Source organism: uncultured Sulfitobacter sp. (assembly GCF_947497275.1).
Taxonomy (GTDB): Bacteria; Pseudomonadota; Alphaproteobacteria; order Rhodobacterales; family Rhodobacteraceae; genus Sulfitobacter.
The window spans coordinates 143,886-168,792 of record NZ_CANMFS010000005.1 but is presented as its reverse complement, the minus strand read 5'-3'; the positions used below and the strand labels follow the sequence as shown (position 1 = coordinate 168,792).

The 24,907-nt window shown below is 63.2% G+C and carries 22 protein-coding genes; 10 read left to right on the top strand and 12 right to left on the bottom strand.

Annotated elements, in window-relative coordinates; all coding sequences use genetic code 11:
- Positions 1 to 261: 261 nt before the first annotated feature.
- Entirely contained in the window at positions 262 to 1,890 is a 1,629-nt protein-coding gene (locus Q1A06_RS12350; protein WP_299563837.1) for an AMP-binding protein, read from the top strand.
- Here Q1A06_RS12350 and Q1A06_RS12345 read toward each other — a convergent pair.
- Positions 1,885 to 2,349 (bottom strand): GNAT family N-acetyltransferase, encoded by a 465-nt coding sequence (locus tag Q1A06_RS12345; RefSeq protein WP_299563833.1) that lies wholly within the window; start codon positions 2,347 to 2,349, stop codon positions 1,885 to 1,887. The two genes, Q1A06_RS12350 and Q1A06_RS12345, sit on opposite strands and share 6 nt — an antisense overlap.
- Positions 2,350 to 2,473: 124 nt before the next feature.
- Between Q1A06_RS12345 and Q1A06_RS12340 the strand changes: the two genes are divergently transcribed.
- Both Q1A06_RS12340 and Q1A06_RS12335 read left to right on the top strand, forming a co-directional pair.
- A complete protein-coding gene (locus Q1A06_RS12340) occupies positions 2,474 to 3,487 on the top strand; it encodes a hypothetical protein (RefSeq protein WP_299563830.1) in 1,014 nt (337 codons plus the stop codon).
- Positions 3,484 to 4,191 (top strand): SGNH/GDSL hydrolase family protein, encoded by a 708-nt coding sequence (locus Q1A06_RS12335; protein ID WP_299563827.1) that lies wholly within the window; start codon positions 3,484 to 3,486, stop codon positions 4,189 to 4,191. The genes Q1A06_RS12340 and Q1A06_RS12335 overlap by 4 nt, the downstream gene beginning before the upstream one ends.
- Positions 4,192 to 4,215: 24 nt before the next feature.
- On the opposite strand, the gene Q1A06_RS12330 is transcribed toward Q1A06_RS12335, so the two are convergent.
- The 5 genes from Q1A06_RS12330 to Q1A06_RS12310 form a co-directional block, all read right to left on the bottom strand.
- Entirely contained in the window at positions 4,216 to 5,601 is a 1,386-nt protein-coding gene (locus Q1A06_RS12330; RefSeq protein WP_299563824.1) for an SPOR domain-containing protein, read from the bottom strand.
- A gap of 158 nt (positions 5,602 to 5,759) precedes the next feature.
- Positions 5,760 to 6,395 (bottom strand): uracil phosphoribosyltransferase, encoded by a 636-nt coding sequence (gene upp / locus Q1A06_RS12325; protein ID WP_299563821.1) that lies wholly within the window; start codon positions 6,393 to 6,395, stop codon positions 5,760 to 5,762.
- Between the two features lie 27 nt (positions 6,396 to 6,422).
- The gene (locus Q1A06_RS12320; protein WP_299563818.1) at positions 6,423 to 7,622 is read right to left on the bottom strand and encodes a phosphopentomutase; all 1,200 of its coding nucleotides are present in this window, start codon (positions 7,620 to 7,622) and stop codon (positions 6,423 to 6,425) included.
- Positions 7,622 to 8,926, bottom strand: a complete 1,305-nt coding sequence (locus Q1A06_RS12315) for a thymidine phosphorylase (RefSeq protein WP_299564262.1) — start codon at positions 8,924 to 8,926, stop codon at positions 7,622 to 7,624. The genes Q1A06_RS12320 and Q1A06_RS12315 overlap by 1 nt, the downstream gene beginning before the upstream one ends.
- A complete protein-coding gene (locus Q1A06_RS12310; RefSeq protein ID WP_366523520.1) occupies positions 8,926 to 9,321 on the bottom strand; it encodes a cytidine deaminase in 396 nt (131 codons plus the stop codon). The genes Q1A06_RS12315 and Q1A06_RS12310 overlap by 1 nt, the downstream gene beginning before the upstream one ends.
- A gap of 241 nt (positions 9,322 to 9,562) precedes the next feature.
- Between Q1A06_RS12310 and Q1A06_RS12305 the strand changes: the two genes are divergently transcribed.
- Complete coding sequence (locus Q1A06_RS12305; protein WP_299563815.1) at positions 9,563 to 11,836, top strand: NADP-dependent malic enzyme; 2,274 nt, start codon at positions 9,563 to 9,565, stop codon at positions 11,834 to 11,836.
- A 45-nt stretch (positions 11,837 to 11,881) separates the two neighbouring features.
- On the opposite strand, the gene Q1A06_RS12300 is transcribed toward Q1A06_RS12305, so the two are convergent.
- Positions 11,882 to 12,016 (bottom strand): hypothetical protein, encoded by a 135-nt coding sequence (locus tag Q1A06_RS12300; protein ID WP_299563812.1) that lies wholly within the window; start codon positions 12,014 to 12,016, stop codon positions 11,882 to 11,884.
- Positions 12,017 to 12,275: 259 nt separating this feature from the next.
- Between Q1A06_RS12300 and Q1A06_RS12295 the strand changes: the two genes are divergently transcribed.
- Positions 12,276 to 14,168, top strand: coding sequence for a propionyl-CoA synthetase (locus Q1A06_RS12295; protein WP_299563809.1), 1,893 nt, complete (start codon positions 12,276 to 12,278; stop codon positions 14,166 to 14,168).
- 199 nt (positions 14,169 to 14,367) lie between these two features.
- On the opposite strand, the gene Q1A06_RS12290 is transcribed toward Q1A06_RS12295, so the two are convergent.
- The 3 genes from Q1A06_RS12290 to Q1A06_RS12280 form a co-directional block, all read right to left on the bottom strand.
- Positions 14,368 to 14,883, bottom strand: coding sequence for a YetF domain-containing protein (locus tag Q1A06_RS12290; protein ID WP_299563806.1), 516 nt, complete (start codon positions 14,881 to 14,883; stop codon positions 14,368 to 14,370).
- 300 nt (positions 14,884 to 15,183) lie between these two features.
- Positions 15,184 to 15,381, bottom strand: coding sequence for a CsbD family protein (locus tag Q1A06_RS12285; protein ID WP_299563803.1), 198 nt, complete (start codon positions 15,379 to 15,381; stop codon positions 15,184 to 15,186).
- A gap of 115 nt (positions 15,382 to 15,496) precedes the next feature.
- The gene (locus Q1A06_RS12280; RefSeq protein ID WP_299563800.1) at positions 15,497 to 16,258 is read right to left on the bottom strand and encodes an NAD kinase; all 762 of its coding nucleotides are present in this window, start codon (positions 16,256 to 16,258) and stop codon (positions 15,497 to 15,499) included.
- Positions 16,259 to 16,473: 215 nt separating this feature from the next.
- Here Q1A06_RS12280 and glyA point away from each other — a divergent pair, with 215 nt between their 5' ends.
- From glyA to Q1A06_RS12265, 3 genes are read left to right on the top strand one after another with little or no spacing between them, the layout of a single operon-like run.
- Entirely contained in the window at positions 16,474 to 17,763 is a 1,290-nt protein-coding gene (glyA, locus tag Q1A06_RS12275; protein ID WP_299563797.1) for a serine hydroxymethyltransferase, read from the top strand.
- A gap of 55 nt (positions 17,764 to 17,818) precedes the next feature.
- Positions 17,819 to 18,484 carry a class I SAM-dependent methyltransferase gene (locus Q1A06_RS12270; RefSeq protein WP_299563794.1) on the top strand — a complete coding sequence of 222 codons (666 nt, stop codon included), beginning with the start codon at positions 17,819 to 17,821 and terminating at the stop codon, positions 18,482 to 18,484.
- Complete coding sequence (locus Q1A06_RS12265) at positions 18,481 to 18,882, top strand: cupin domain-containing protein (RefSeq protein WP_299563791.1); 402 nt, start codon at positions 18,481 to 18,483, stop codon at positions 18,880 to 18,882. The genes Q1A06_RS12270 and Q1A06_RS12265 overlap by 4 nt, the downstream gene beginning before the upstream one ends.
- On the opposite strand, the gene Q1A06_RS12260 is transcribed toward Q1A06_RS12265, so the two are convergent.
- Positions 18,873 to 19,247 carry a hypothetical protein gene (locus tag Q1A06_RS12260; RefSeq protein ID WP_299563788.1) on the bottom strand — a complete coding sequence of 125 codons (375 nt, stop codon included), beginning with the start codon at positions 19,245 to 19,247 and terminating at the stop codon, positions 18,873 to 18,875. The two genes, Q1A06_RS12265 and Q1A06_RS12260, sit on opposite strands and share 10 nt — an antisense overlap.
- Positions 19,248 to 19,301: 54 nt before the next feature.
- Between Q1A06_RS12260 and Q1A06_RS12255 the strand changes: the two genes are divergently transcribed.
- Positions 19,302 to 20,063, top strand: a complete 762-nt coding sequence (locus Q1A06_RS12255; RefSeq protein ID WP_299563786.1) for an alpha/beta fold hydrolase — start codon at positions 19,302 to 19,304, stop codon at positions 20,061 to 20,063.
- A 175-nt stretch (positions 20,064 to 20,238) separates the two neighbouring features.
- Here Q1A06_RS12255 and Q1A06_RS12250 read toward each other — a convergent pair whose 3' ends face one another.
- A complete protein-coding gene (locus Q1A06_RS12250) occupies positions 20,239 to 20,934 on the bottom strand; it encodes a YoaK family protein (RefSeq protein ID WP_299563783.1) in 696 nt (231 codons plus the stop codon).
- A 422-nt stretch (positions 20,935 to 21,356) separates the two neighbouring features.
- On the opposite strand from Q1A06_RS12250, the gene carB reads away from it, so the two are divergent.
- Positions 21,357 to 24,689 carry a carbamoyl-phosphate synthase large subunit gene (gene carB / locus Q1A06_RS12245; protein WP_299563780.1) on the top strand — a complete coding sequence of 1,111 codons (3,333 nt, stop codon included), beginning with the start codon at positions 21,357 to 21,359 and terminating at the stop codon, positions 24,687 to 24,689.
- Positions 24,690 to 24,907: the final 218 nt, after the last annotated feature.

Genomic DNA, 24,907 nt, shown 5'->3' with positions numbered 1-24,907 from the left:
CCGCCACGAGACCCCCCATCAGCCCCGTGATTCCGCATCGGCAATGAACGGCATGAACTGTGCAGTCACCCCCTGCGCACACATCCCTCCGGGAACGCTCAACGCGGCCAATCCGGGGTACAATGCGGTTTCGTTCATGCGATGCGCCCCTCCGGCCACCAATGCGATTGCAAATTCTGTTCCTCTGCATATCGTGGTCCGGCCGGCCGGTGCCATACTTAATGGCCCGCCGTGCGATGGATAATTTGGGAGGACCGACCAATGGGTTGGATGACCGACGAGACCGGGCTCGATAAATGCGCCGCGAACTATGTGCCGCTGACACCGCTGTCCCATCTGCGCCGTGCGGCGGATGTGTTCGCCACGCGCACTGCCGTGGTCTACGGCAATCACCGCGTTACCTACGCGCAATACCACGACCGCTGCACGCGCCTCGCCAGCGCCCTTGCGGCGATGGATGTCCAGTCGGGTGATGTCGTGGCCACGCTGCTGCACAACACCCCGGCACAGGCTGAAGCGCATTTCGGCGTCCCGGCCTGCGGCGGCGTGCTCAATGCCATCAACATCCGTCTGGATGTCGACACGGTCGCCTACATCCTGTCCCACGGCGGCGCAAAAGTCATCCTCGCTGATACCCAGTTCATCGACCTTGCCGAAGCGGCAATCGCCGCAATGGACGGACCTGCGCCCCATATCATCGAAGTACCGGACCCCGCAGCGGGCTTCGATGCCACGGGCCGCCATCCGCTGTACGAAGACACGCTGAAAACCGCCGATCCCGCCTATGACTGGCGGATGCCGCAGGATGAATGGGAAAGCCTCGCGCTCAACTACACCTCCGGCACGACCGGACGGCCCAAGGGCGTTGTCTATCACCACCGGGGCTCCTATCTGATGACGATGGGCACGGTGATCTCGTGGCGGATGGTGCTGCATCCTGTGTTCATGCAGATCGTTCCGCTGTTTCATTGCAACGGCTGGAACCACACCTGGATGATGCCGCTGATCGGCGGCACGCTGGTGTGCTGCCGCGACGTCACGGCAACGGCGATCTTCAATGCCATCGCGGATGAACGTGTGACCCATTTCGGCGGCGCGCCCATCGTGCTCAACATGCTGGTGAATGCCGATGCCGGCGACCGGCGCGATTTCGACCACACGGTCGAAGTGTTCACCGCCGGTGCCCCGCCCGCCCCGGCCACCCTCGGCAAGATCGAGACACTGGGCTTCAACGTCACCCATGTCTACGGGCTGACCGAAACCTACGGCCACGTCACCGAATGCATCTGGCGCCAAGAAGACTGGGCCGCGCTCGACAAAAGCGCGCTCGCGGCGGTCAAGGCGCGACAGGGTGTCGCTTTGCCGATGATGGAGCACATTACCGTCATGGACGCACAGATGAACGAAGTCCCCCGCGACGGCACCACGCAGGGCGAAATCATGATCCAGGGCAATTCGGTGATGAAAGGCTATTTCAAGAACCCACAGGCCACGCAAGAGGCTTTCGCGGGGGGCTATTTCCACTCCGGAGATCTCGCCGTGCAGCACGATGACGGCTATATCCAGATCGCCGACCGCGCCAAGGACATCATCATCTCGGGCGGCGAAAACATCTCGTCGGTCGAGATCGAAGGCACGCTGATGGGCCACGACGCCGTGATGCTGACCGCCGTTGTCGCCAAACCCGACGAGAAATGGGGCGAGGTGCCCTGCGCCTTTGTCGAGCTGAAACCCGGCGCGCAGGTGGACGAGGCTGTTCTCATCGCCTTTACCCGCGAATCTCTCGCCGGTTTCAAAACGCCGAAAAAGGTCGTGTTTCAGGAACTGCCGAAGACCTCGACGGGCAAGATCCAGAAGTACACGCTGCGCAAGATCGCCGCCGATCTATAGCGTCTTCTCGAACCGCCAGACCTCGACGGTGCGCGGCCCCGCGCCCGTCTCCACCGCGCAAGGCTCCGCGCCGCAGTTGCGCCAGCCACATTTGGCATAGAACGCCGCCGCGCGTGCGTTGCCCACCGTGCAGGCCAGCCAGGCGCACGGCACCTCGAATGCGGCTTCGGCGGCCGTCATCAACGTGCGCGCCGTCCCGTCGCCGTGGCGCGCGGAGGCGACATAGAACTGGTACAACTCGTCCCCCTCGACCATGAAGAACCCCGCCAGCGCACCATCCGGCGCAATAGCCACACGGGTTTGCGGCAAATGCGCCTGCGTTCGCGCCGCGAACTCCGCCGGATCGCGCAAATCTACCAGATCGGGGTCCACGATAGCCGCATGGGCCTGATGCCAGCCCAGATGCCACATCCGCGCGATGTCATCCCTATCTTCGGTTTCCGCCGCCCTGATCTGCACGGTGTTTCCTTTACTAAATGTAGTCAGCACACCGCGATATCTGGCTGCGCGGGTACCATTGCCCTGCCCCGGCCAGATGATACTGTGTATGACAGCGTAACCATTCGAGCCTGTTTTAACATCCATGACCGCCCTCACAAGATACGACCGGATCGAGGCCACCGGCCTGTGGCGCCCCGCGCCCGATCGGCAGCGGCAGGAGGTCATCGTATCCATCGGAAACACCACGCTGGTAATCACCGATCTCAAGGATCAGGCGATCACCCACTGGGCGCTCGCCGCTGTGGCGCGCGCCAACCCCGGCAAGACACCGGCGATCTATCATCCCGACGGCGACGATACCGAAACGCTCGAATTGCCCGCAGGAGAGGCCGACATGATCGCGGCCATCGAAACCCTGCGCCGCTCGCTCGATCGAAGCCGCCCCAAGCCGGGACGCCTGCGCTGGCTTGGCACGTTTCTGTCGGTCGCGGTGGTCGTGGCGCTACTGATCTTCTGGCTGCCCGGCGCGATGCGCGACAACACGCTGCGCGTCGTGCCAGCGGTCAAGCGCGAGGCACTCGGCGTGGCGCTGATCGAACGGTTGCAGCGGGTGAGCGGACCGATGTGCAGCGATGCAGCAGGCCTGCGCGCCCTGCGCCGCCTCGGCACCCGGCTCGACACTCCGAAACTTGCCGTGGTGCCGGGCCTCACGCGCCCCGCCCTGCACTTGCCCGGCGGCGTGATCGTGCTGGACCGGTCGGTCCTCGAAGACTACGAGGAACCCGACGTCGCCGCAGGCTACATCCTTGCCGAAGTCGCGCTTCAGGTCGAACGCGATCCGCTGGCCGACCTTCTGGATGTCACGGGACCGTGGGAGAATTTCCGCCTCCTGACAACGGGCGAGATTTCGGACGCGGCACTCGACTCCTACGCCGAACATCTGCTCAAATCGCCGCGCCGCCGCCCGGACACCACCAATCTGCTGGCCCTGTTCGAAGGGTCGGACCTGCGCAGCACACCCTACGCCCTTGCACGCGACATCACCGGGGAAACCGTTCTCGATCTGATCGAGGCGGACCCGATGCAGGGCCGCGCCACCGAGCCGCTGCTCAACGACAGCACCTGGTTGCGCCTGCAAAGCATCTGCGGCGGATGATCCTCGACGCGGTAATCGCGGCAGGCCTATCGCCGGTGCTTCTGGTGCAGGCCGTACGGCTGCGCAAACGCGCGCTGCTTCTGCCCGAAGCCGCAGGGCTGCGCACCGGCAGCACCGGCTCAGGCACGCCCCTGCGCGTGCTGATCATCGGCGACAGCTCCGCCGCCGGTGTCGGTGCCGAGCATCAGGACGCGGCACTGGCGGGACAGTTGGCGCTGGCGCTCGCCCCGCACCGGCAGGTGACATGGCAACTCGTCGCGCGCACCGGCGCAACCACTGCCGATACCTTCGCCGGCCTTGACGGTATCGCGCTCGAACCGGCGGATGTGGCGATTATCGTATTAGGCGTCAACGACGTGACACGCGGCGGGCCTCTGCCGCGCTGGCGGCGCACCCACGCGCGACTGCGCTCCACCATCCAGCAGCGGACTGGCGCGCGGACACTCTACATCTCGCAGATCCCGCCGCTGGGCCGCTTCCCGCTGCTTCCGCACCCGCTGCGGTGGCTTTTGGGACGCCGCAGCCTGCGCTTTGACACGGCCCTGCGCGGGGACCTCGCAAAAGAGCCGCACAGCCGCCATGTCCTGCTGCCCGACACGCTGGACCCCAATGACATGGCGCGCGACGGCTTTCATCCGGGGCCGCGGATCTATGCACTCTGGGCCAAGGAAATGGCCCACCGGATCCTCTCCGACGGGCCATAAAGCATGATCGAATCCCGCGCTCACTCAGCGCGCGAAAGCGCCACTGAACCCGGCAGAGCGCAAACGGCTGACCGCGCGGCTCACGTCACGCTGGCCACCGAACGGCCCGGCGATCACCAGACGCGTCGTCCGACCATTCCGGGTATAGCGGCCGATCCGCACCGGCAGACCCAGGCGCTGCACCTGCTGCGCCTGCCGCTGCGCCGCCGCCGGATCCGCGAACTTGCCCACCTGGACAAATCCCTTTCCAGCCACCTCCGCTTTTGACTGCGCACGCTTCGGCGTCACCGCAGAGCTGCCCTCGGGCGTCGAGCGCGAAGAATACGTCGGCGTGCGCGATACTGTCTTCACCCGCGCCTGTCGCGGCTCGGGCGACACGACGCGCGACGTGTTGCGCACGATCCGCTTGAGCGTTTGGCCGTTGCGCTTGACGATCGTCACCTGCCCCAGCTCGCGCTGCTGGCGCGCGAAATCGGTATAGGGGTAAACCAGCGCGACCGATGCGGTCACATCGTGGCCGTCGGCCTGATTGATCAGACGGCGCGGCACGGTCGAGGTCCAGATCAGGCTCATCGCCGCATGGCCCGCCAGCGTCTGCTCGGCACGGTGCGGGTTCAGACGACCGTCCGTCCAGACGCGCTTGTACCCGTGCGGCACGGTCACGTTGGTGGTGTTGGTGCGGTTGACCGCGACATGGCGCGGCACGATGCGGGTATGCGGCGATACACGGATCGGCTGCGGTTCGGCGGTTGCCTTGGCGGTACGCCGCGCGGGTGCTACGGCAGTCGCGGACGGTGTTGCATAGGCAATGCGCGCACCGACGATGGGTTGCGCCTGCGGTCCGCAGCGCACGGCTGCACCGGTATTGCGGGTATACCGCTGACCCATCGGCGACAGGTTCGTACAGGCCGTGTCCACTGCCACCGGTGCGGCTGCAACTTCGACGATCGGCGCGGGTGCCTTGGCAACGACCACGGGTTTCGGCGCAGGCGCACGCGCCTTCTGACGCACTACGGGCGCGGGCTTGGGCTTGGACGCGGCGCGGACGGGGCGCGGCTTGGGTGCCGCGACGGGGGCCGGATTGCTGACCGGCGCCGGATTTGTGATCTGCTCGACAGCGGCGGTCTGCGCGGTCTGGACCGGCTCGGGCGATGTCACCTGCCCGGCAAATGTCGGACGAAAGCCGCAGACACCGCTCCGCGACCGCGTCACACGCGGCACCCAGCTTACGTTCCCGTCGATCCCGGCGCGGATAAACACGCAGCCATTGCTGTCGACGTACTGCTTGCCCTGATACGAGGCGGGCGGGAATTCCGCCGGCTCGCTGCCGGGCTGCGTCTGCGCCTGTAGTGCACCCGTGCCGACAGACCCCAACATCACAGCCGCCATAACAAGTCTGGTAAAATTCATCTATGCCCCCACACTATATGGGGGCACGATGTCAAACACCGCGCGCCGAGTAAAGCAATAGCATCGACAATTGCCTCAATTTAGCCATATTTGTCCCGTCTGCGCGAACAGTCTGACCGAAACCACCGGCAAGGCCCCAAACACCAGCGGCAAAGCGGTCACTTCGTGCCGAACATCCGGTCTCCGGCATCGCCCAACCCCGGCACGATATAGCCCTGCGCATTCAGCTTTTCATCGACCGCCGCCGTCACGATCGGCACATCGGGATGGGTCTGTTTCATCCGTGCTATGCCTTCGGGCGCAGCAAGCAGGCACATGAAAATGATGTTGGTCGCGCCCGCCCCCTTCAGCAGATCAATCGCCGCCGCCGACGAGTTGCCGGTCGCAAGCATCGGATCGACCGCGATCACCAGCCGGTCATCCAACCCTTCGGGCACCTTGAAATAATATTGCACCGGTTGCAGCGTTTCTTCATCGCGGTACAGCCCCACAAACCCCACCCGCGCCGACGGGATCAGCTCCAGCACACCGTCCAGAAGGCCATTGCCCGCCCGCAGGATCGAAATCAGGGCCAGCTTCTTGCCATCCAGCGTCGGCGCCATCATCGCTTCCATCGGCGTCTCGATCCGCTTCGTGGTCATCGCCAGATTGCGTGTCACCTCATAGGCCAGCAGTTGGCTGATTTCGCGCAAAAGCTGCCGGAACACGGCCGTCGGCGTGTTCACATCCCGCATGATGGTCAGTTTGTGCTGCACCAGCGGATGCTCCACCACGGTCAGATGTTGATCGCTCATGTCGTGTTCCCTCTATGCTTTGGTCCGTCAGGCCTTCGCCGGAACCTCTACCCCCAGATGCGCGGCGACGAAAGCCGCCACATCCGAAAATCCGATTCCGCCCAGCGTACCGGCACCGCGTCCTGCCACCAGAACCGGCACACGTTCGCGGGTGTGGTCCGTCCCGATCCATGTCGGATCATTGCCGTGGTCCGCCGTCAGCACCAGAATATCACCGATCCGCAGCGCCGCGATGATCTTGCCGATCTCCGCATCGAACCATTCCAGCGCGCGGGCGTAGCCCGACACATCGCGCCGGTGGCCATACAGGCTGTCGAACTCTACGAAATTGGCGAAGGTCAGACTGCCATCCGGCGCCTCCGCGACCAGATCGGCCAGATGCTGCATCAATGCCGCATCCGGTCCCTTGCGCACCTCGTCAAACCCCTGCACCGAGAAAATATCACCGATCTTTCCAACCGCGAATGTCGCCCGTCCCGCGTCCTGCACCCAATTGCTCAGCACCGGACCGGGCGGCGTGATCGCGAAGTCCCGGCGGTTCGGTGTCCGCACAAAGCCGGTCTCGGCATCGCCGACGAAAGGCCGCGCAATCACCCGGCCCACCCGCATTTCGTGCAGCATCGGCGCGATCTCGGCACATAGCTTCAGCAACCGGTCCAGCCCGAACACCTCTTCATGCGCCGCGATCTGGAAAACACTGTCGATGGACGTATAGCAGATCGGTTGGCCCGTGCGCATGTGTGCGGCGCCCAGCTCTTCGATGATGTTGGTCCCCGACGCGTGGCAATTGCCCAAAATACCCTCCGTGCCCGCCGCCTGCGCGACGGCGGCGACCAGATCCGCGTCGAACGAATTGGTGGTCCGCTCGAAGTAATGCCACTCCCACGGCACCGGCAGCCCCGCCAGCTCCCAATGCCCCGAGGGCGTGTCCTTGCCGCGCGAAACCTCCGTGGCGTGGCCCCATGTCCCCCGCAAAGGCGCATCGAGGGCTGCGATTTCCAGCCCGCTGGCCGCCCGGATGGCATGTCCCACCCCCAGACCCGACAGCGTCGGCAGGTTGATATTTCCGCTGCGCCCTTCCTCCGCGCGCCCCTGTGCGCAAGCCTGCGCGATGTGGCCAAGGGTGTTGGCCCCGGTATCGGGCACCGCACCGTTGTAATAGCTGTCAGCGTCCGGCGCACCGCCGATGCCAACAGAATCCATCACCACAAGAAACGCACGCCCCATCAGCCCACCCTTTCAAGGATCAACTCGGGCACCGCCACATCGCCGGCACCCAGTGTGATCGCGTCGCGCACCGCCTGCGCCGCGCGGTCGGCCTGCGCGGGCCGCGCGGCGTGGATCACCGCCAGCGGCTGGCCCTTTTCCACGCGCGCCCCGACCCGCACAACCCGCGCCAGACCCACCGCCGGATCGACCGGATCACTCTCGACCACGCGCCCGCCGCCCAGGTCGACCACGGCATTGCCCAACGCCTCGCCGTCGATGGCCTGCACTGTCCCGCCGCTCACAGCCGCGACTTCGCGCACCACCGTCGCCTTGGGCAGGAATCGCTGCCAGTCCTCGGCAAACCGCAACGGCCCGCCAAGGGCCGCGATCATCGCGCCGAACCGCTCCGCCGCGCGCCCGTCCGCGATCGCACCAACGATCTGCCGCGCGCCCGCGTCCGCATCATCCGCCAGCCCCGCCCGCGCCAGCAAGCCACCGCCCAGAGCACCACACAGATCGACGATTCCGCCGGTCTGCTCGCCGGTCAGAACGCGCATTACCTCAGCCACTTCCAGGGCATTGCCAAGGCTCGGGACCAGGGGCTGGCTCATGTCGCTGATGACCGCCTGCGTCGGGCAGCCGGCGGCATTCGCCGTACCCACCAGCGCCTGCGCCAGCGCGCGCGCCGCCCCGATGTCCTTCATGAATGCGCCAGAGCCGACCTTTACATCCAGAACCAGCCCGTCCAGCCCCGCCGCCAGCTTTTTCGACAGGATCGAGGCCGTTATCAGATCCAGCGAATCCACCGTCGACGTCACGTCGCGCACCGCATAAAGCCGCCGGTCCGCCGGTGCGATGTCGCCCGTGGCGCCGACGATGGCACAGCCGACCCGTTGCACCACCTCGCGCAAACGCGCCTCGTCCAGCATGACAGTGACGCCCGGTATCGCCTCCAGCTTGTCCAGCGTGCCGCCCGTGTGGCCCAGACCCCGCCCCGAAATCATCGGCACATAGGCCCCGCAAACTGCCAGTGCAGGCGCGAGAACGAGGCTCACACAATCCCCGACCCCCCCGGTCGAGTGCTTGTCGAGCACCGGCTTGTCCAGAGTCCACGACAGCACATGGCCCGATGCGCACATCGCCCGCGTCAACGCCACGCGCCCCGCCTCGTTCAGACCGTTGCGGCACACGCCCATCGCAAACGCCCCCGCCTGCGCCGCACTCAGCCGCCCGTCCGCCAGCGCGCCCGCGACCCATGTCAACTCATCTGCTGAAAGCGCCACGTCGTGACGCAGCTTGCCCAGTATTCCGCGCGCGTCCATCATGCCCCCAGAAACGAGGGATCGAACGCGCCGGGCAGCAGGTCGGCGATGCTGCGCACCTCCTCCGTGCCGCCGGTCGTCGCCATCGTCACGCGCACGTCGCCCGCGCCGAACTCCGCCAGCTTTTGGCGGCACCCGCCGCAGGGCGTCACCGGCAGCGGCGATCCGGCCACGACATAAACTTCGCTGAACGAGGTCTCTCCGGCCGCGACCATCGCCGCAATCGCCCCTGCCTCGGCACAGGTGCCTTCGGGATAGGCCACGTTTTCTACATTGCATCCGCAGTAAACCGCGCCCGACACCCCGCGCAGCGCCGCGCCCACCTTGAAGCCTGAATAAGGCGCATAGGCATTCTCGCGCACGGCGATTGCCGCCTGTTTCAGATCATTGCCCATATCCGGTTCGCTCCTCTGTCTTCTTTGCGTCCAAGCTGCGACAGCGCCACGCCAAACGCAACATCACGGCAGCAAATAAAACCCCCGAATGCGCCTTGAATTGCTACAATGATGATGCCGCGCCGGGACACGACGCCGGGGAAAGAATCGCGGCGGCAGCGCTGGCAGCCGCCGCGCCCCTATCCCAACCTGACAAAATGATTTACCGCTAAACTATCCTGAACCAAAGGCACCAATCATCATGTCCGACGCCGCCAGCCTCCGCCAAGCCGCCCTTGATTACCACGCGCTTCCGAAACCCGGAAAGCTGGAGATCCGGGCGACCAAACCGCTCGCCAACGGCCGCGATCTGGCGCGCGCCTACAGCCCCGGCGTGGCCGAAGCCTGCCTTGAAATCCAGCACGATCCCGGCACGGCGGCGCTCTATACCGCCCGTGCCAATCTGGTCGCCGTCGTCACCAACGGCACGGCGGTGCTGGGCCTTGGCAACATCGGGGCGCTCGCGTCCAAACCGGTGATGGAGGGCAAGGCCGTCCTGTTCAAGAAATTCGCCGGCATAGATTGTTTCGACATCGAGCTAGACCAGCCCGACCCCGAAAAACTCGCCGACATCGTCTGCGCGATGGAGCCGTCGTTCGGCGCGATCAACCTCGAAGACATCAAAGCCCCCGATTGCTTTACCGTCGAACGCATCTGCCGCGAGCGGATGAACATCCCCGTTTTTCACGATGACCAGCACGGCACCGCCATCGTCGTCGGCGCCGCCGCCACCAACGCGCTGCGAATCGCGGGCAAGGCGTTCGAGGACATCAAGATCGTCTCGACCGGCGGCGGTGCTGCGGGCATCGCTTGTCTGAACATGCTGCTGAAACTCGGGGTAAAGCGTGAAAACGTCTGGCTCTGTGACATTCACGGCCTCGTCTACGAAGGCCGCACCGAGGACATGAACCCGATCAAGAGCGAGTACGCCCAGGCCTCCGACTTGCGCACTCTCGACGATGTGATCGACGGGGCGGACCTGTTTCTCGGCCTGTCGGGGCCGAACGTGCTCAAGCCGGAAATGGTCGCGCGGATGGCCCCGCAGCCGATCGTCTTTGCGCTGGCCAATCCCAATCCCGAAATCATGCCGGATCTGGTGCGCGCCATCAGCCCCGACGCGATCATCGCCACGGGTCGGTCGGACTTCCCCAACCAGGTCAACAACGTGCTGTGCTTTCCGTTCATCTTTCGCGGCGCGCTCGACGTTGGCGCGACAACGATCAACGACGAGATGAAAATCGCCTGCATCGAAGGCATCGCGGCCCTTGCGCGCGCCACCACCAGCGCCGAGGCCGCCGCCGCCTATCAGGGCGAACAGCTTACCTTCGGAATGGACTACCTGATCCCTAAACCGTTCGATCCGCGCCTCGTCGGTGTCGTCTCTTCCGCCGTGGCCAGGGCGGCAATGGAAACCGGCGTGGCGACGCGCCCCATCGCCGATATCGAAGCCTACAAGACCGCGCTCGACGGATCGGTCTTCAAATCCGCGCTGCTGATGCGCCCGGTGTTTCATGCCGCGCGTCAGACGCCCCGCCGCATCGTCTTTGCCGAGGGCGAAGACGAGCGCGTGATGCGCGCCGCGCAGGCGATGCTGGAAGAGACGGTGGAAAAGCCGATCCTGATCGGGCGCCCCGACGTCATCGAACGGCGCATCGAACGGGCGGGCCTTACGATCCGGCTGGGCGAGGATGTCGATCTGGTCAACCCTGAGAACGATCCGCGCTACCGCGACTACTGGGAAACTTACCACGGCCTGATGGCGCGGCGCGGGGTGTCGCCCGACATTGCCCGCGCGATCATGCGCACCAACACCACGGCCATCGGCGCCGTCATGGTGCAACGCGGCGAAGCCGACAGCATGATCTGCGGCACCTTCGGTGAAACCCGCTGGCATCTCAACTATATCGAACAGGTGCTGGGTCGCGACGGACACCGCGCGCATGGCGCACTGTCGATGATGATTCTCGAAGATGGCCCGTTGTTCATCGCCGACACGCAGGTGCACCAGCATCCCAGCCCCGAACAGCTTGCCGAAATCGCCATCGGGGCCGCCCGCCATGTACGCCGCTTTGGCATCACCCCCAATGTCGCCCTGTGCTCGCAGTCGCAGTTCGGCAATCAGGGCGAAGGCTCCGGCAGCCGCCTGCGTCGGGCGATCCGCATCCTCGACGACGGGCATCCCGACTTCTGCTACGAAGGCGAAATGAACATCGACACCGCCCTCGATCCCGACCTGCGCGAGCGGTTGTTTCCGGGCAACCGTATGAAAGGTCCGGCGAATGTGCTGGTGTTCGCCCACGCCGATGCCGCATCCGGCGTGCGCAACATACTCAAGATGAAGGGCGGCGGGCTCGAAGTGGGGCCGATCCTCATGGGGATGGGCAACCGTGCGCACGTCGTGTCACCCTCGATCACGGCGCGCGGTCTGCTCAACATGGCGGCGATTGCCGGCACGCCGGTGGCCGAATACGGCTGAACCCTGCGCGGCTTCGGCGGGGGTCGTTGCCCCCCGCCGGTCTGCCTATTTCTTGCGGGCGACCATTGCGGCGACAGTCGGAACCTTCACGCCGACGGGCGCCGCGACAGGTGCAGGAGCCAGCGAGACTTTCGTCTTTCGCTTGGCCAGTTTTTCCTTGTTGGCGCGCTTGTCGCCCATGCGATACCCTTTCGAGGTCCTGGGTGCGTGACACAATGTCCGTACCTGACCCGATCAATAGGCGTTCCTCGCAGTCCCGTCGCATCCGTTTTCGACACACTATGCGATTCCCGACATCCTCGATCCGTTGTGCCCGACACCCGCACATGCCCCCGCGCATCTGAAGATTTCTTTACATAAACCAAGGCGCACGGCGCATCACATCTTGCCAGAGGGGGCCTCAAGAGCATACCCAAGGCACGTCAAGGAGGATAAGAAGATGGGCTATACAGAGGTTTATAACGCCGCGAAAGCGGATCCAGAAGCGTTCTGGCTTGAACAGGCCAAGGCGATCGATTGGGTCGAGCCGCCGACGCAGGCCCTCTTCGACAGGGGCCAGGACCTTTACGAATGGTACGCCGATGCCCGTGTCAACGGCTGTTACAACGCCGTCGACCGGCACGTCGAACAAGGCCGCGCCGATCAGGTCGCGATCATCCACGACAGCCCGATCACCGGCACCAAGCAAGAAATCACATTCGCCGAACTGCAAACCCGCGTGTCGCGCCTTGCCGGTGCGCTGGTGGCGCAGGGCGTCGAGACGGGCGACCGCGTCATCATCTACATGCCGATGGTACCCGAAGCGGTCGAGGCGATGCTGGCCTGCGCGCGCATCGGTGCCGTCCACTCCGTCGTGTTCGGCGGCTTTGCCGCGCACGAGCTCGCCGTGCGCATCGACGACTGCACGCCCAAGGCCATCATTGCCGCGTCTTGCGGGATGGAACCGAACCGGGTCGTCCACTATAAACCCCTGCTTGACGGTGCCATAGAAATGGCCGCGCACAAGCCCGACGCCTGCATCATCCTGCAACGCGCGCAAGCGCCCTGTGACCTGATCGAGGGGCGCGATGTGGAATGGCACGCCGCGATGGCCGCCGGCACCCCGGCCGACTGTGTTCCGGTCGCGGGCAACCATCCGGCCTATATCCTCTACACCTCCGGCACCACCGGTGCGCCCAAAGGTGTGGTGCGTCACACTGCCGGACATCTCGTCGCGCTGAACTGGACGATGAAGAACGTCTACAACGTCGATCCCGGCGATGTGTTCTGGGCCGCCTCCGATGTGGGCTGGGTCGTCGGTCACAGCTACATTGCCTACGGGCCCCTGATCCACGGCAACACCACGGTGGTGTTCGAGGGCAAGCCGGTCGGAACCCCCGATGCCGGCACCTTCTGGCGTGTGATCTCCGAGCATAACGTGCGCAGCTTCTTCACCGCCCCCACCGCCATCCGCGCGGTCAAGCGCGAGGATCCCAAAGGCCTCGAAGCCGCGAAATACGACCTGTCGTGCCTGCGCGCGCTGTATCTCGCAGGCGAACGCGCCGATCCCGATACCATCATCTGGGCGCAGGATGTGCTGGGCAAGCCGGTGTACGATCATTGGTGGCAAACCGAAACCGGCTATACCATCGTAGGCAACCCCGCAGGTCTCGAAGCGTTGCCGGTCAAGGTCGGCTCGCCCACTGTTCCGATGCCCGGCTACGACGTCCACATCCTCGACGAGGCGGGCCACGAAGTCTCCCGCGGCACGCTGGGTGCCATTGCGATCAAACTGCCCCTGCCCCCCGGCACCCTGCCGACGCTCTGGAATGCCGAGGACCGCTTCCGCAAGGGCTATCTCACTACCTTTCCCGGCTACTACGAGACCGGTGATGCGGGCTTGATCGACGAAGACGGATATCTCTACATCATGGCGCGCACCGATGATGTGATCAACGTGGCCGGCCACCGTCTGTCCACCGGCGCGATGGAAGAAGTGCTTGCCGGGCATCCGGATGTGGCGGAATGTGCCGTCGTCGGCGTCAACGATCCTCTCAAAGGACAGGCACCCGTCGGCTTTGTCTGCCTGACGAAGGGTGTGAACCGCCCGCATGCGGACATCGCGGCGGAATGTGTCGCACGGGTGCGCGACCAGATCGGCCCGGTCGCGGCGTTCAAGCTGACGCTTGTGGTCGACCGCCTGCCCAAGACACGCTCGGGCAAGATCCTGCGCGCGACGATGGTCAAACTTGCCGACAACGAGGAATTCAAGCTTCCCGCCACCATCGACGATCCGGCGATCCTGGACGAGATCAAGGAAGCCCTGCAGACGATCGGCTACGCCAAGGGTTAGGCCGGCGTCGGGCCGCCGGATCCGTGGTCACGCAACAAATGAGGGGGGTGTCCGTCTACTGCGTTCGCCCGCTTCGCGGAAGAAGCCGACCTTCGCAGTAATCACATCAATGTTCGGTTCGGTGAACCGTTCAGAAAACGGTCGTTTTTGAGAGGCAAAGTTATTCATGCATCACTAAATAGCGATGGAGTTTATAAAGCTAGAGGCGGCGGACACCTTTCAAAATCACATCCTGTAGGTTCTGGCCATGAAGAACAGATACATCACCTGTGGTCTCCAAAACCACTGCGCGTACCTCAGCTAAATCAAGAATATTTGCTTCCCGAAGCTTGGCAATAAGATCATCTTCAGCAACACGCGTTGCTTCGAGAGCATCGTGTAAAATCGCACCATCGCGCATCAACATGACCGGACAATTTTGTATGACTTGTTCAAACTGGTCCGACTGCTGACGCAGGCGGGCCACTACATACTGTACGCTAAGTAGTGCAGTCATAGCGATGATAGCTTGAAAGAAAGCCGGCCAAGTTGATGACTGACTGGCGCCGGCTAGCAAAGATGCAGTTGCAAGTGTCACGACAAAATCGAACGAAGTCATTTTTGAGAACGTTCGAAGACCAACAAATCGTACAACTATTATGATCCAGCATAGTGCTATGGATGATAATAGTAAGCCACGCAAAATAGTATCGAGCAGTTCATTGTCAAAAAACATAACAAAGCATCCTATCGCAGGGCATGGCCTGACCAATTAAATTTGGCTGAATTACCAGTCTGGTTAGTAGGTTACTCAACAAACCGTCCTTTTTTGGAACACAGGCGAACCAACCTGATTGAGGCTTCCACAAACCCCGTTCAAAACCCAAATAGCTTTTGGAGGTTTTTGGCTTGCTCATGATAGCAGACGTCAGACTTGGCCATATCGTATTCAAATCGAAGTTCACCGCACTATATATAGACACCTCATGAAAAAGGCGGCCACTGGGGCCGCCTTCGTACTCGTTAACGTCAGCGATCAGTGGCTCGCTGCAAAATCGTCTACCTGACGTTCCGCTTCGTCCTTCGCAACGCCGTATTTCTCTTGGATCTTGCCGACCAGCTTCTCGCGGTTGCCCGCAGCTTCGTCGACTTCGTCATCCGTCAGCTCGCCCCACTTGGCTTGTGCGGAGCCTTTGAATTGCTTCCAGTTGCCTTCGATTTTATCCCAGTTCATCGTGGATCTCCTCATTGTCTTTGTCTCGGCGCGTCACCCGCGCCGCTTCATCTACACAACGTGTCGCTCCGCCAAAGGTTCCACCGTCCGTCCGCAAAAAAGGCCTCAAGCACGCTTAATTGAACTGCTCCGAAATCAGACGCTCCTCCAACCCGTGCCCCGGATCAAACAGGATCTTGTGCACGATGCTCGGCTCAGACCGGATCTCCACCCGCGCCACATCGCGGTAGCTGGTGCCATCCGCGTCCGCCATCACCGGACGCTTTTCGGGTTCCAGAACGTCCAACCGGACCACCGCCGTACTGGGCAACAGCGCCCCGCGCCAGCGTCGCGGCCGAAACGCCGCCATCGCCGTCAACGCCAGAACATCGGCACCGATGGGCAGGATCGGACCATGCGCCGAATAATTGTATGCCGTCGACCCCGCCGGCGTCGCCACCAGCGCCCCGTCGCAGACCAGCTCTTGCATCCGCAGCCGTCCGTCCACCGTGATCTGCAGTTTCGCCGCCTGCGGCCCCTCGCGCAACAGCGCCACCTCATTGAGCGCCAGCGCCCGCGATTGCCGCCCGTCCGTATGCGTCGCATGCATGGACAACGGGTGGATCACCGCCTCTTCCGCCGCGTCCAGCCGCGCGCGCAGATCGCTCTCGGCGTAGGTGTTCATCAAAAATCCGATGGTACCCCGGTTCATTCCGTACACCGGCGCGGGCAGGTTCTGTGTCTCGTGCAGCGTTTGTAGCATGAAACCGTCCCCGCCCAGCGCCACGATCACATCCGCGTCTTCGGGCGGCACGTTGCCGTAGCGCCCGATCAGCGCCGCGCGTGCCGTCTGTGCCACTGGCGTCCGGCTGGCCAAAAAGGCGATTTTCTGTGGCATGGTGTTTCCGATACGCGTGTGTTTCCACCGAAACAAACACATTATTCCGGTGCGCGCCAGCGCGACCCCGCCAAATCTACGTCGCCCCCGAACAAAGGGTGTTGGCCGCGCCAAGACAGCCTATCTGTTGGCGCAGGATTTTGATACCTTCACCCCCAGCACGGTTTCCGATAGGAAACGACCAGACAGGACAACCAGCTCAAGGAGCCCCACGCATGTTGACCAAGACTTCCGATTTCTTCACCCGCTCATTGGCCGACACCGATCCCGCCATCGCCGACGCGACCGGCAAGGAACTGCAACGCCAGCGCACCGAGATCGAACTGATCGCCTCCGAAAACATCGTGTCCGCCGCCGTCATGGAGGCGCAGGGCGGCATCATGACCAACAAATACGCCGAAGGTTATCCGGGCCGGCGCTACTACGGCGGCTGCCAATACGTCGACATCGCCGAGGACCTCGCGATTGAACGCGCCTGCAAGCTGTTCGGCTGCGACTTCGCCAACGTGCAGCCCAATTCCGGCTCGCAGGCGAACCAGGGCGTGTTCCAGGCGCTCCTGCAACCCGGCGACACCATTCTGGGGATGAGCCTTGACGCAGGCGGTCACCTCACCCACGGGGCCAAGCCGAACCAGTCCGGAAAATGGTTCAACGCGATCCAGTACGGCGTGCGCAAACAGGACAACCTGATCGACTATGACGAGGTGCAGCGCCTCGCGACCGAACACCAGCCCAAGATGATCATTGCCGGCGGCTCGGCCATCCCGCGCACTCTCGATTTTGCACGTATGCGCGAAATTGCCGACAGCGTCGGCGCCTATCTGCTGGCGGACGTTGCCCACTTTGCCGGGCTCATCGTCGCGGGCGAATACCCCAACCCCTTCCCGCACGTCCATGTGGCGACCACTACGACGCACAAGACCCTGCGCGGTCCGCGCGGCGGCATGATCCTGACAAACGACGAAGCGCTGGCGAAAAAGTTCAACTCGGCCATCTTCCCGGGCATTCAGGGTGGCCCGCTGATGCATGTCATCGCGGCCAAGGCCGTGGCCTTCGGCGAGGCGCTCGACCCCTCGTTCAAAAGCTACATCAAACAGGTCATCAAGAACGCGCAGGCCCTCAGCGATCAGCTGATCAAAGGCGGTCTCGACACGGTCACTCACGGCACCGACACCCATGTCCTGCTGGTCGATCTGCGCCCCAAGGGCGTCAAGGGCAACGCGACCGAAAAGGCGCTGGAACGCGCCCACATCACCTGTAACAAGAACGGCGTGCCGTTCGATCCCGAAAAGCCGACCGTTACCTCCGGCATCCGCCTCGGCTCCCCCGCCGGTACCACACGCGGTTTTGGCGAGGATGAATTCCGCCAGATCGCGGACTGGATCGTCGAGGTCGTCGACGGTCTTGCGGCAAACGGTGAAGACGGCAACGCCGCCGTCGAGGAAAAGGTAAAGGCCGAAGTCGAAGCGATGTGCGCCCGCTTTCCGATCTATCCCAACCTGTAACACTTCTGCCCGGCCCCCAAACGGGTCGGGCATTTTTCAGCAAAGGGGCTGTCCCGTGACCGCACTTCTCGACCGCGTCGATGCCGCGTATGGCGATCTACCCTACATGAAACGCACCCAGGCGAACCGCCTGCGTGAACTGATCCTCAACAACAACGCGCGCAACATCCTTGAACTTGGTTTCTTCCACGGCAAGAGCAGCGCCTATATCGCTTCCGTTCTGGAAGAGCGCGGCGACGGGCATCTGACCACCGTCGATCTCGGCTCGGCCCGCGACAGATCGCCCAACATCAATGGCATCCTGTCGGACTTGGGGCTCTCGCACCGGGTCACACCGATCTTCGCGCACCGCTCCTACACGTGGGAGCTGCAAAAAATGCTGCGCGCCCGTCCGCGCCCGGTTGTGGATCTGTGCTATCTTGATGGCGGCCACACGTGGGACGTCTCCGCGCTCGGTGTGTTTCTGGTCGACCGGCTGCTGCGCCCCGGCGGCATCCTCGTGCTCGACGATCTCGACTGGTCCATCGCCACATCCCCCGCGCTGCAAAAATCTCCGCAGAAACTGAGCCATTACAGCGACGACGAAAAGACAGCCAAGCCAATCCGCATCCTGTGGGAAGACGTGCTGCCCGACATGGGCTACGATCACTTCGCCATCCATCCCAATCTCGGCTGGGCCATCGCCCGCAAACGCGGCACATCAAAGCAGGAGTCGCAATGATCATTCACGCCGCAGGCAGCCGCCCGTCCGGCACCGGACCCGCCGAGTATTTTACCGGCACCGTCCGGATGGACCCGCTGATCACAGCACCCGACCCCGCCCGCCTGCGCGGCGCGACGGTTACGTTCGAGCCGGGCGCGCGCACAGCGTGGCACACGCATCCGCTGGGCCAGACCCTGATCGTCACCGCCGGACTGGGCCGCGCGCAACGCGAGGGCGGCCCGGTCGAGATCCTGCGCCCCGGCGATACGGTCTGGTTTGAGCCGGGTGAAAAACACTGGCACGGTGCCGCCCCCGACTGCGCGATGACCCACATCGCCCTGCAAGAAGCCCTCGACGGCAGCGCCGTCACCTGGATGGAACACGTCACTGACGCACAATACACCGCTCAGACGTAGCCGCGCCACCACAGCCAAACGATGAACAGCACCGCCACCGCGATGAGGTTCGCCGCCAGCGCCCCCGCGACCCCAATCGCACGACCCTTGCGCTCTTCAACCACATCTATCGCTTGAAGATGCGCCTTTACCGTCTCGAATGCCCGCGCAACCGCCACCGGATCAATCTGCCGCGCGGTTTTGGGGTTCTTCGCCAACATCTCGGCGCGCACCAGTTCCGCCCCCTGCGCCCGGACGCCGCGCGGCAGCCGCCGGCCCGCACGGCGCAGCCCCTGCGCCAACGTCGCACTGCGCACGCCCAGCTTTGCACGCAATAATCCGCGCAGCACCCGTGACTTCTGCACCATGTCCCGATCCGTGATCATGCTGGCCTGTGTAAGCCTCTGGCCTTGGCGCTGCAATGGCGCTAGGCCAGTGGCATGCTCGACTATTCCGAATACGGGGCCGCGACCCCAGACCGCCCCGCCCTGATCATCGTCCACGGCCTCTATGGGTCGGGCCGCAACTGGGGCGTCATCGCCAAGCGGCTCGCCGACACCCGCCACGTGATCACCCCCGACATGCGCAACCACGGGCACAGCCCCCACCTGCCCGGCCACAGCTATGAAGACATGGCATGCGATCTGGTCGAGCTGATCGAACACATCGGCGCGCCCGTCGACCTGTGCGGTCATTCGATGGGTGGGAAGGCTGCAATGGTACTGGCCCTGCAACGCCCCGATCTGCTGCGCCGCCTGATCGTCGCCGACATCGCGCCGGTCCCCTACAGCCACAGCCAATCGCAGCACATCGCCGCCATGCGCGCCGTGGACCTGAGAGCGATCACCCGCCGGTCTGAGGCCGCAGAACAGCTTGGCGCGCAAGGGGTCGAACCTGCCTTGCAGAGCTTTTTCACCCAATCGCTGGACGTGGCCGAAAAACGCTGGCGCCTCAACCTCGACGTGCTCGAGGCCGAGATGGACAAGATCATCGGCTTCCCGCAGGTCTCGGGCAGCTTCGACAAACCCACCCTCTTTCTCGCCGGCGCAGACAGCGACTACGTCCGCCGCGAACACCGCGACCATATCAAATCCCTCTTCCCCGCCGCCCGCTTCGCGAAACTCCCCGGCGCCGGCCACTGGCTCCACGCCGACAAACCCCGCGAATTCGAGGCGGCGGTGCGGGCCTACCTGGACGCCTGAGCGGGCTATCGAACGCCCTTCGGGCGTCATCCATGATTGATTCAAAACGCGTTCGATTGCCAATTAATGCCGATGTCCGCTCAGCGGACTTTGCAGACCCTTGTTTCGAATGCATCAAGGTCCGCATCGGCAACCTGTTCAACAAACGGTAGTTTCCGGAAGCCGGAAAGTGAATCTATAGACGATGCGCACGGAAGGCTTCGGGCACGGCAATAAGCAGCAACACACTAGCGGAGATCACAAACAGCCAGTTCCCGGCAAGATGAAACAATAGCGCCCCGCAAACGCCGCCAATGGCAAAGCTGGCGAGTGTCAAGCTATGTAGTTTCAGCTTTGGCAAGGCGTCTTGACGCGACTTTGCGTCGCCAACCAGAGCCGCCAGTCCGATTCCGATGTCAGTTGCCATTCCCGACACATGGGTCGTTCTCACCCGCGCCCGTGAAATCATCGTAGTAACCGCGTTTTGAAGCCCCATGACAAAGCTGAGGGCAATTACCAAAAGTGTCTCATGAGAATGGGAGAGTAAGGAAATAAGCGCCATACCCAGTAGCATAAGCATGACGGCCTCGGCGCTTATTGCGAGGGCGTAGATCGACCGAAGGTTCCTTTTCTCTCCGGCTTGTATTGCAAGGGCCGCGATACCTGCACCGCAGACAAAGGCTGCGACCAGCCCCATGAACGACAACGATACAACGACAGCGCCATTTGCGAGGTTGTCAGCGAAGGCCGAAATATTACCCGTCATGTTCGCAGTAAACGATCCTGCGATCAAGAATCCGACGGCGTTCAGCGCCCCGGCTACCAAAGACAAAAGGCCTGCGAGAACCAGATCAATGTTTGATGTGCGATCATCGCCAACTTTGATTAGCATTATGGTTCCTGCTCATTGTTATCTTTCAAGACTCTGTTCTGCATAAACGCAAAGAAGAGCGTTTCCTCAGACGCGCCTATTTTGAACAAGTAAAAAACGAGCCGGTCCACCGCTGCGAGAAACACAGATCGAAACCCAGGCAGTCCATTGAACGTTTTCGCCTCATCTGTGTTGGACAATATTCGTGCCAGACGCGGCAGTCATCAAAATAGGCGCAACCCTGCCCTCCATATCCTCGCACACATCGCACCGTCGCCCGCGTATTTCGATCGCACAAACGCGCACCCCGACAGGCAGCGCACCATCCCGCCCGATACACCGGTGATTCCACCTTGCACCCCACCGCCCAACCCCTATAACCCACGACAATTTGCTGCATGCCAAGAGCATGACAACTTGCCAGAACATAGGGGGCCTGAGCCATGCCAAAGAGAACCGACATCAAGTCGATCATGATCATTGGTGCGGGCCCCATCGTCATTGGACAGGCCTGCGAGTTCGACTACTCCGGCGCGCAAGCCTGCAAGGCGCTCAAAGAGGAAGGCTACCGGGTCATCCTCGTGAACTCCAACCCCGCCACCATCATGACCGACCCCGGCCTCGCCGACGCCACCTATATCGAACCGATCACCCCTGAAATCGTCGCCAAGATCATCGAAAAAGAACGCCCCGACGCGCTGTTGCCCACGATGGGCGGACAGACCGGCCTGAACACCTCGCTTGCGCTTGAGGAAATGGGCGTGCTGGCGAAATTCGGCGTCGAGATGATCGGCGCCAAGCGTGAAGCCATCGAGATGGCAGAGGACCGCAAGCTCTTTCGCGACGCGATGGACCGTCTGGGCATCGAAAACCCGCGTGCCACGATCTGCACCGCGCCCCATGACGCGACTGGCAAGAAAGATCTGGCGGCAGGCGTCAAGCTCGCACTCGAAAGTCTCGAAGACATTGGCCTGCCCGCGATCATCCGCCCCGCCTTTACCATGGGCGGGACCGGCGGCGGCGTCGCCTACAACCGCGAGGACTTCGAATTTTACTGCCGCTCGGGCATGGACGCGTCGCCGATGGGCCAGATCCTGATCGACGAGTCGCTGATCGGCTGGAAAGAATTCGAGATGGAGGTCGTGCGCGACACCGCAGACAATGCCATCATCGTGTGCGCCATTGAAAACGTCGACCCGATGGGCGTGCACACCGGCGACAGCATCACCGTGGCCCCGGCGTTGACGCTGACTGACAAGGAATACCAGATCATGCGCAACCACTCCATCGCGGTGCTGCGCGAAATCGGGGTGGAAACCGGCGGCTCCAACGTGCAATGGGCGGTGAACCCCGCCGATGGCCGCATGGTCGTGATCGAAATGAACCCGCGCGTGTCGCGCTCCTCCGCGCTGGCGTCCAAGGCGACGGGCTTTCCGATCGCCAAGATCGCCGCGAAACTCGCCGTGGGTTTCACGCTCGACGAGCTGGACAACGACATCACCGGCGTGACCCCCGCCAGCTTTGAGCCGACGATCGACTACGTTGTGACGAAGATCCCCAAATTCGCGTTCGAGAAATTCCCCGGCGCCGAGCCTTACCTGACCACCGCGATGAAATCCGTGGGTGAGGCGATGGCCATTGGCCGCACCATTCACGAATCGCTGCAAAAGGCGCTTGCCTCGATGGAATCCGGCCTGACCGGGTTCGACGAAATCGACATTCCCGGCGCGCCCGACACCGCCGCGATCACCAAGGCGATCTCCAAGACAACCCCCGACCGGATGCGCACCATCGCACAGGCGATGCGCCACGGCATGTCGAATGACGACATCCACGCGGTTACCATGTTCGATCCGTGGTTCCTCGCCCGGATCCGCGAAATCGTCGACGCCGAGGAAGGCGTGCGGGCCGACGGTTTGCCCGACGAGGCAGATGCCCTGCGCCACCTCAAGATGATGGGCTTCACCGATGCCCGCCTCGCGACGCTCACCAGTCAGACAGAAAAACAGGTCCGCGCCGCGCGCCTGCGCCTCGGTGTCAAGGCCGTGTTCAAACGCATCGACACCTGCGCCGCCGAATTCGAGGCACAGACCCCCTACATGTACTCCACCTACGAGGCGCCGATGATGGGCGATGCGGAATGCGAAGCCCGCCCCACCGACCGCCAGAAAGTCGTCATCCTCGGCGGCGGCCCCAACCGGATCGGCCAGGGCATCGAGTTCGATTACTGCTGCTGCCACGCCTGCTACGCGCTGACGGATGCGGGCTATGAGACGATCATGGTCAACTGCAACCCCGAAACCGTCTCGACCGACTACGACACTTCCGACCGGCTGTATTTCGAGCCGCTGACGTTCGAACACGTCATGGAAATCCTCCGCGTCGAGCGCGAAAACGGCACCTTGCACGGCGTCATTGTACAGTTCGGCGGCCAGACGCCGCTGAAAATCGCGCAGGCCCTGCACGACGAAGGCATCCCGATCCTCGGCACCACGCCCGACATGATCGACCTTGCCGAAGACCGCGAACGCTTTCAGCAGCTTGTGCAGGGCCTCGGCCTCAAACAGCCGCACAACGGCATCGCCCATTCCGACGCCGAAGCCTTCGAGATCGCAAAGCAGATCGGCTTCCCGCTCGTCATCCGCCCCTCGTATGTCCTCGGCGGCCGCGCGATGGAGATCGTGCGCGATCAGGCCAACCTTGAGCGCTACATCACCCAGGCCGTCGTCGTCTCCGGTGACAGCCCCGTGCTGCTCGACAGCTATCTGTCCGGCGCGGTGGAACTTGACGTAGACGCCCTGTCGGACGGCACGCAGGTCCACGTCGCGGGCATCATGCAGCACATCGAAGAGGCCGGCGTGCACTCCGGCGACAGCGCCTGCTCCCTGCCGCCCTACTCGCTCCCGCGCGACATCATCGCCGAGGTCGAGACCCAGACCAAGGCGCTGGCAAAGGCGCTCAACGTCGTTGGCCTGATGAACATCCAGTTCGCCATCAAGGACGGCGACATTTACCTGATCGAGGTCAACCCCCGCGCTTCGCGGACCGTGCCGTTCGTCGCCAAGGCCACGGATTCAGCCATCGCAAGCATCGCCGCGCGCATCATGGCCGGTGAGCCGCTGTCGAACTTCCCGCTGCGCGCGCCCTACGATGCCTCCGCCGCCTATGATGACACGCTGCCGCTGGGCGATCCGATGACGCTGGCAGATCCCAACATGCCGTGGTTCTCGGTCAAGGAGGCCGTGCTGCCCTTCGCCCGCTTTCCGGGCGTCGATACCATCCTCGGCCCCGAAATGCGCTCCACCGGCGAAGTCATGGGCTGGGACCGCGACTTCCCCCGCGCCTTCCTCAAGGCGCAGATGGGCGCGGGCAACCCGTTGCCGCGCAACGGCTGCGCCTTCATCTCGATCAAGGACGCGGACAAGACGCCCGATATGCTGAAGGCCGCCGGAATCCTTCTGGCCCAGGGTTTTAGCATCGTCGCCACACGCGGCACCGCCGCCTGGTTCACCGAACACGGCCACGCCTGCACAGTGGTCAACAAGGTCTACGAGGGCCGCCCCGACATCACCGACATGATGAAGGACGGCGAAATCCATCTGGTGATGAACACCACCGAAGGCAGCCAGGCGGTCGAGGACAGCAAATCCATCCGCTCCATCGCGCTCTATGACAAGATCCCCTATTTCACCACCGCCGCCGGCGCCTACGCCGCCGCCCTCGCAATCAAGGCGCAGGCGGAGGACGAAATAGGGGTGAAGTCATTGCAAGGGTGACAAGGGGCGTACGCCGCGAAAAACTGCATCGAACTTTCACAACCGAGTTTCGGCGGTGCAGCAAACGCCGGTCGCCGCGGTAGAAACAATAAACGTTCACCACCTACTTTGATTTTGAACGGCGTTTGAGGAACCATCAGACAAGGACATTTGCGGGTATGCCAAGAAGGAAGGTTTTGGGTGCGGGCATGGCGGGCGGATCAGTAGACAAGCCGCTA

Coding starts and splice junctions, on each gene's coding strand:
- Q1A06_RS12350 (WP_299563837.1), top strand. CDS start 262: ATGGGTTGGATGACCGACGAGACCGGGCTCGATAAATGCGCCGCGAAC.
- Q1A06_RS12340 (WP_299563830.1), top strand. CDS start 2,474: ATGACCGCCCTCACAAGATACGACCGGATCGAGGCCACCGGCCTGTGG.
- Q1A06_RS12335 (WP_299563827.1), top strand. CDS start 3,484: ATGATCCTCGACGCGGTAATCGCGGCAGGCCTATCGCCGGTGCTTCTG.
- Q1A06_RS12330 (WP_299563824.1), bottom strand. CDS start 5,601: ATGAATTTTACCAGACTTGTTATGGCGGCTGTGATGTTGGGGTCTGTC.
- upp (WP_299563821.1), bottom strand. CDS start 6,395: ATGAGCGATCAACATCTGACCGTGGTGGAGCATCCGCTGGTGCAGCAC.
- Q1A06_RS12320 (WP_299563818.1), bottom strand. CDS start 7,622: ATGGGGCGTGCGTTTCTTGTGGTGATGGATTCTGTTGGCATCGGCGGT.
- Q1A06_RS12315 (WP_299564262.1), bottom strand. CDS start 8,926: ATGGACGCGCGCGGAATACTGGGCAAGCTGCGTCACGACGTGGCGCTT.
- Q1A06_RS12310 (WP_366523520.1), bottom strand. CDS start 9,321: ATGGGCAATGATCTGAAACAGGCGGCAATCGCCGTGCGCGAGAATGCC.
- Q1A06_RS12305 (WP_299563815.1), top strand. CDS start 9,563: ATGTCCGACGCCGCCAGCCTCCGCCAAGCCGCCCTTGATTACCACGCG.
- Q1A06_RS12300 (WP_299563812.1), bottom strand. CDS start 12,016: ATGGGCGACAAGCGCGCCAACAAGGAAAAACTGGCCAAGCGAAAGACG.
- Q1A06_RS12295 (WP_299563809.1), top strand. CDS start 12,276: ATGGGCTATACAGAGGTTTATAACGCCGCGAAAGCGGATCCAGAAGCG.
- Q1A06_RS12290 (WP_299563806.1), bottom strand. CDS start 14,883: ATGTTTTTTGACAATGAACTGCTCGATACTATTTTGCGTGGCTTACTA.
- Q1A06_RS12285 (WP_299563803.1), bottom strand. CDS start 15,381: ATGAACTGGGATAAAATCGAAGGCAACTGGAAGCAATTCAAAGGCTCC.
- Q1A06_RS12280 (WP_299563800.1), bottom strand. CDS start 16,258: ATGCCACAGAAAATCGCCTTTTTGGCCAGCCGGACGCCAGTGGCACAG.
- glyA (WP_299563797.1), top strand. CDS start 16,474: ATGTTGACCAAGACTTCCGATTTCTTCACCCGCTCATTGGCCGACACC.
- Q1A06_RS12265 (WP_299563791.1), top strand. CDS start 18,481: ATGATCATTCACGCCGCAGGCAGCCGCCCGTCCGGCACCGGACCCGCC.
- Q1A06_RS12260 (WP_299563788.1), bottom strand. CDS start 19,247: ATGATCACGGATCGGGACATGGTGCAGAAGTCACGGGTGCTGCGCGGA.
- Q1A06_RS12255 (WP_299563786.1), top strand. CDS start 19,302: ATGCTCGACTATTCCGAATACGGGGCCGCGACCCCAGACCGCCCCGCC.
- Q1A06_RS12250 (WP_299563783.1), bottom strand. CDS start 20,934: ATGCTAATCAAAGTTGGCGATGATCGCACATCAAACATTGATCTGGTT.
- carB (WP_299563780.1), top strand. CDS start 21,357: ATGCCAAAGAGAACCGACATCAAGTCGATCATGATCATTGGTGCGGGC.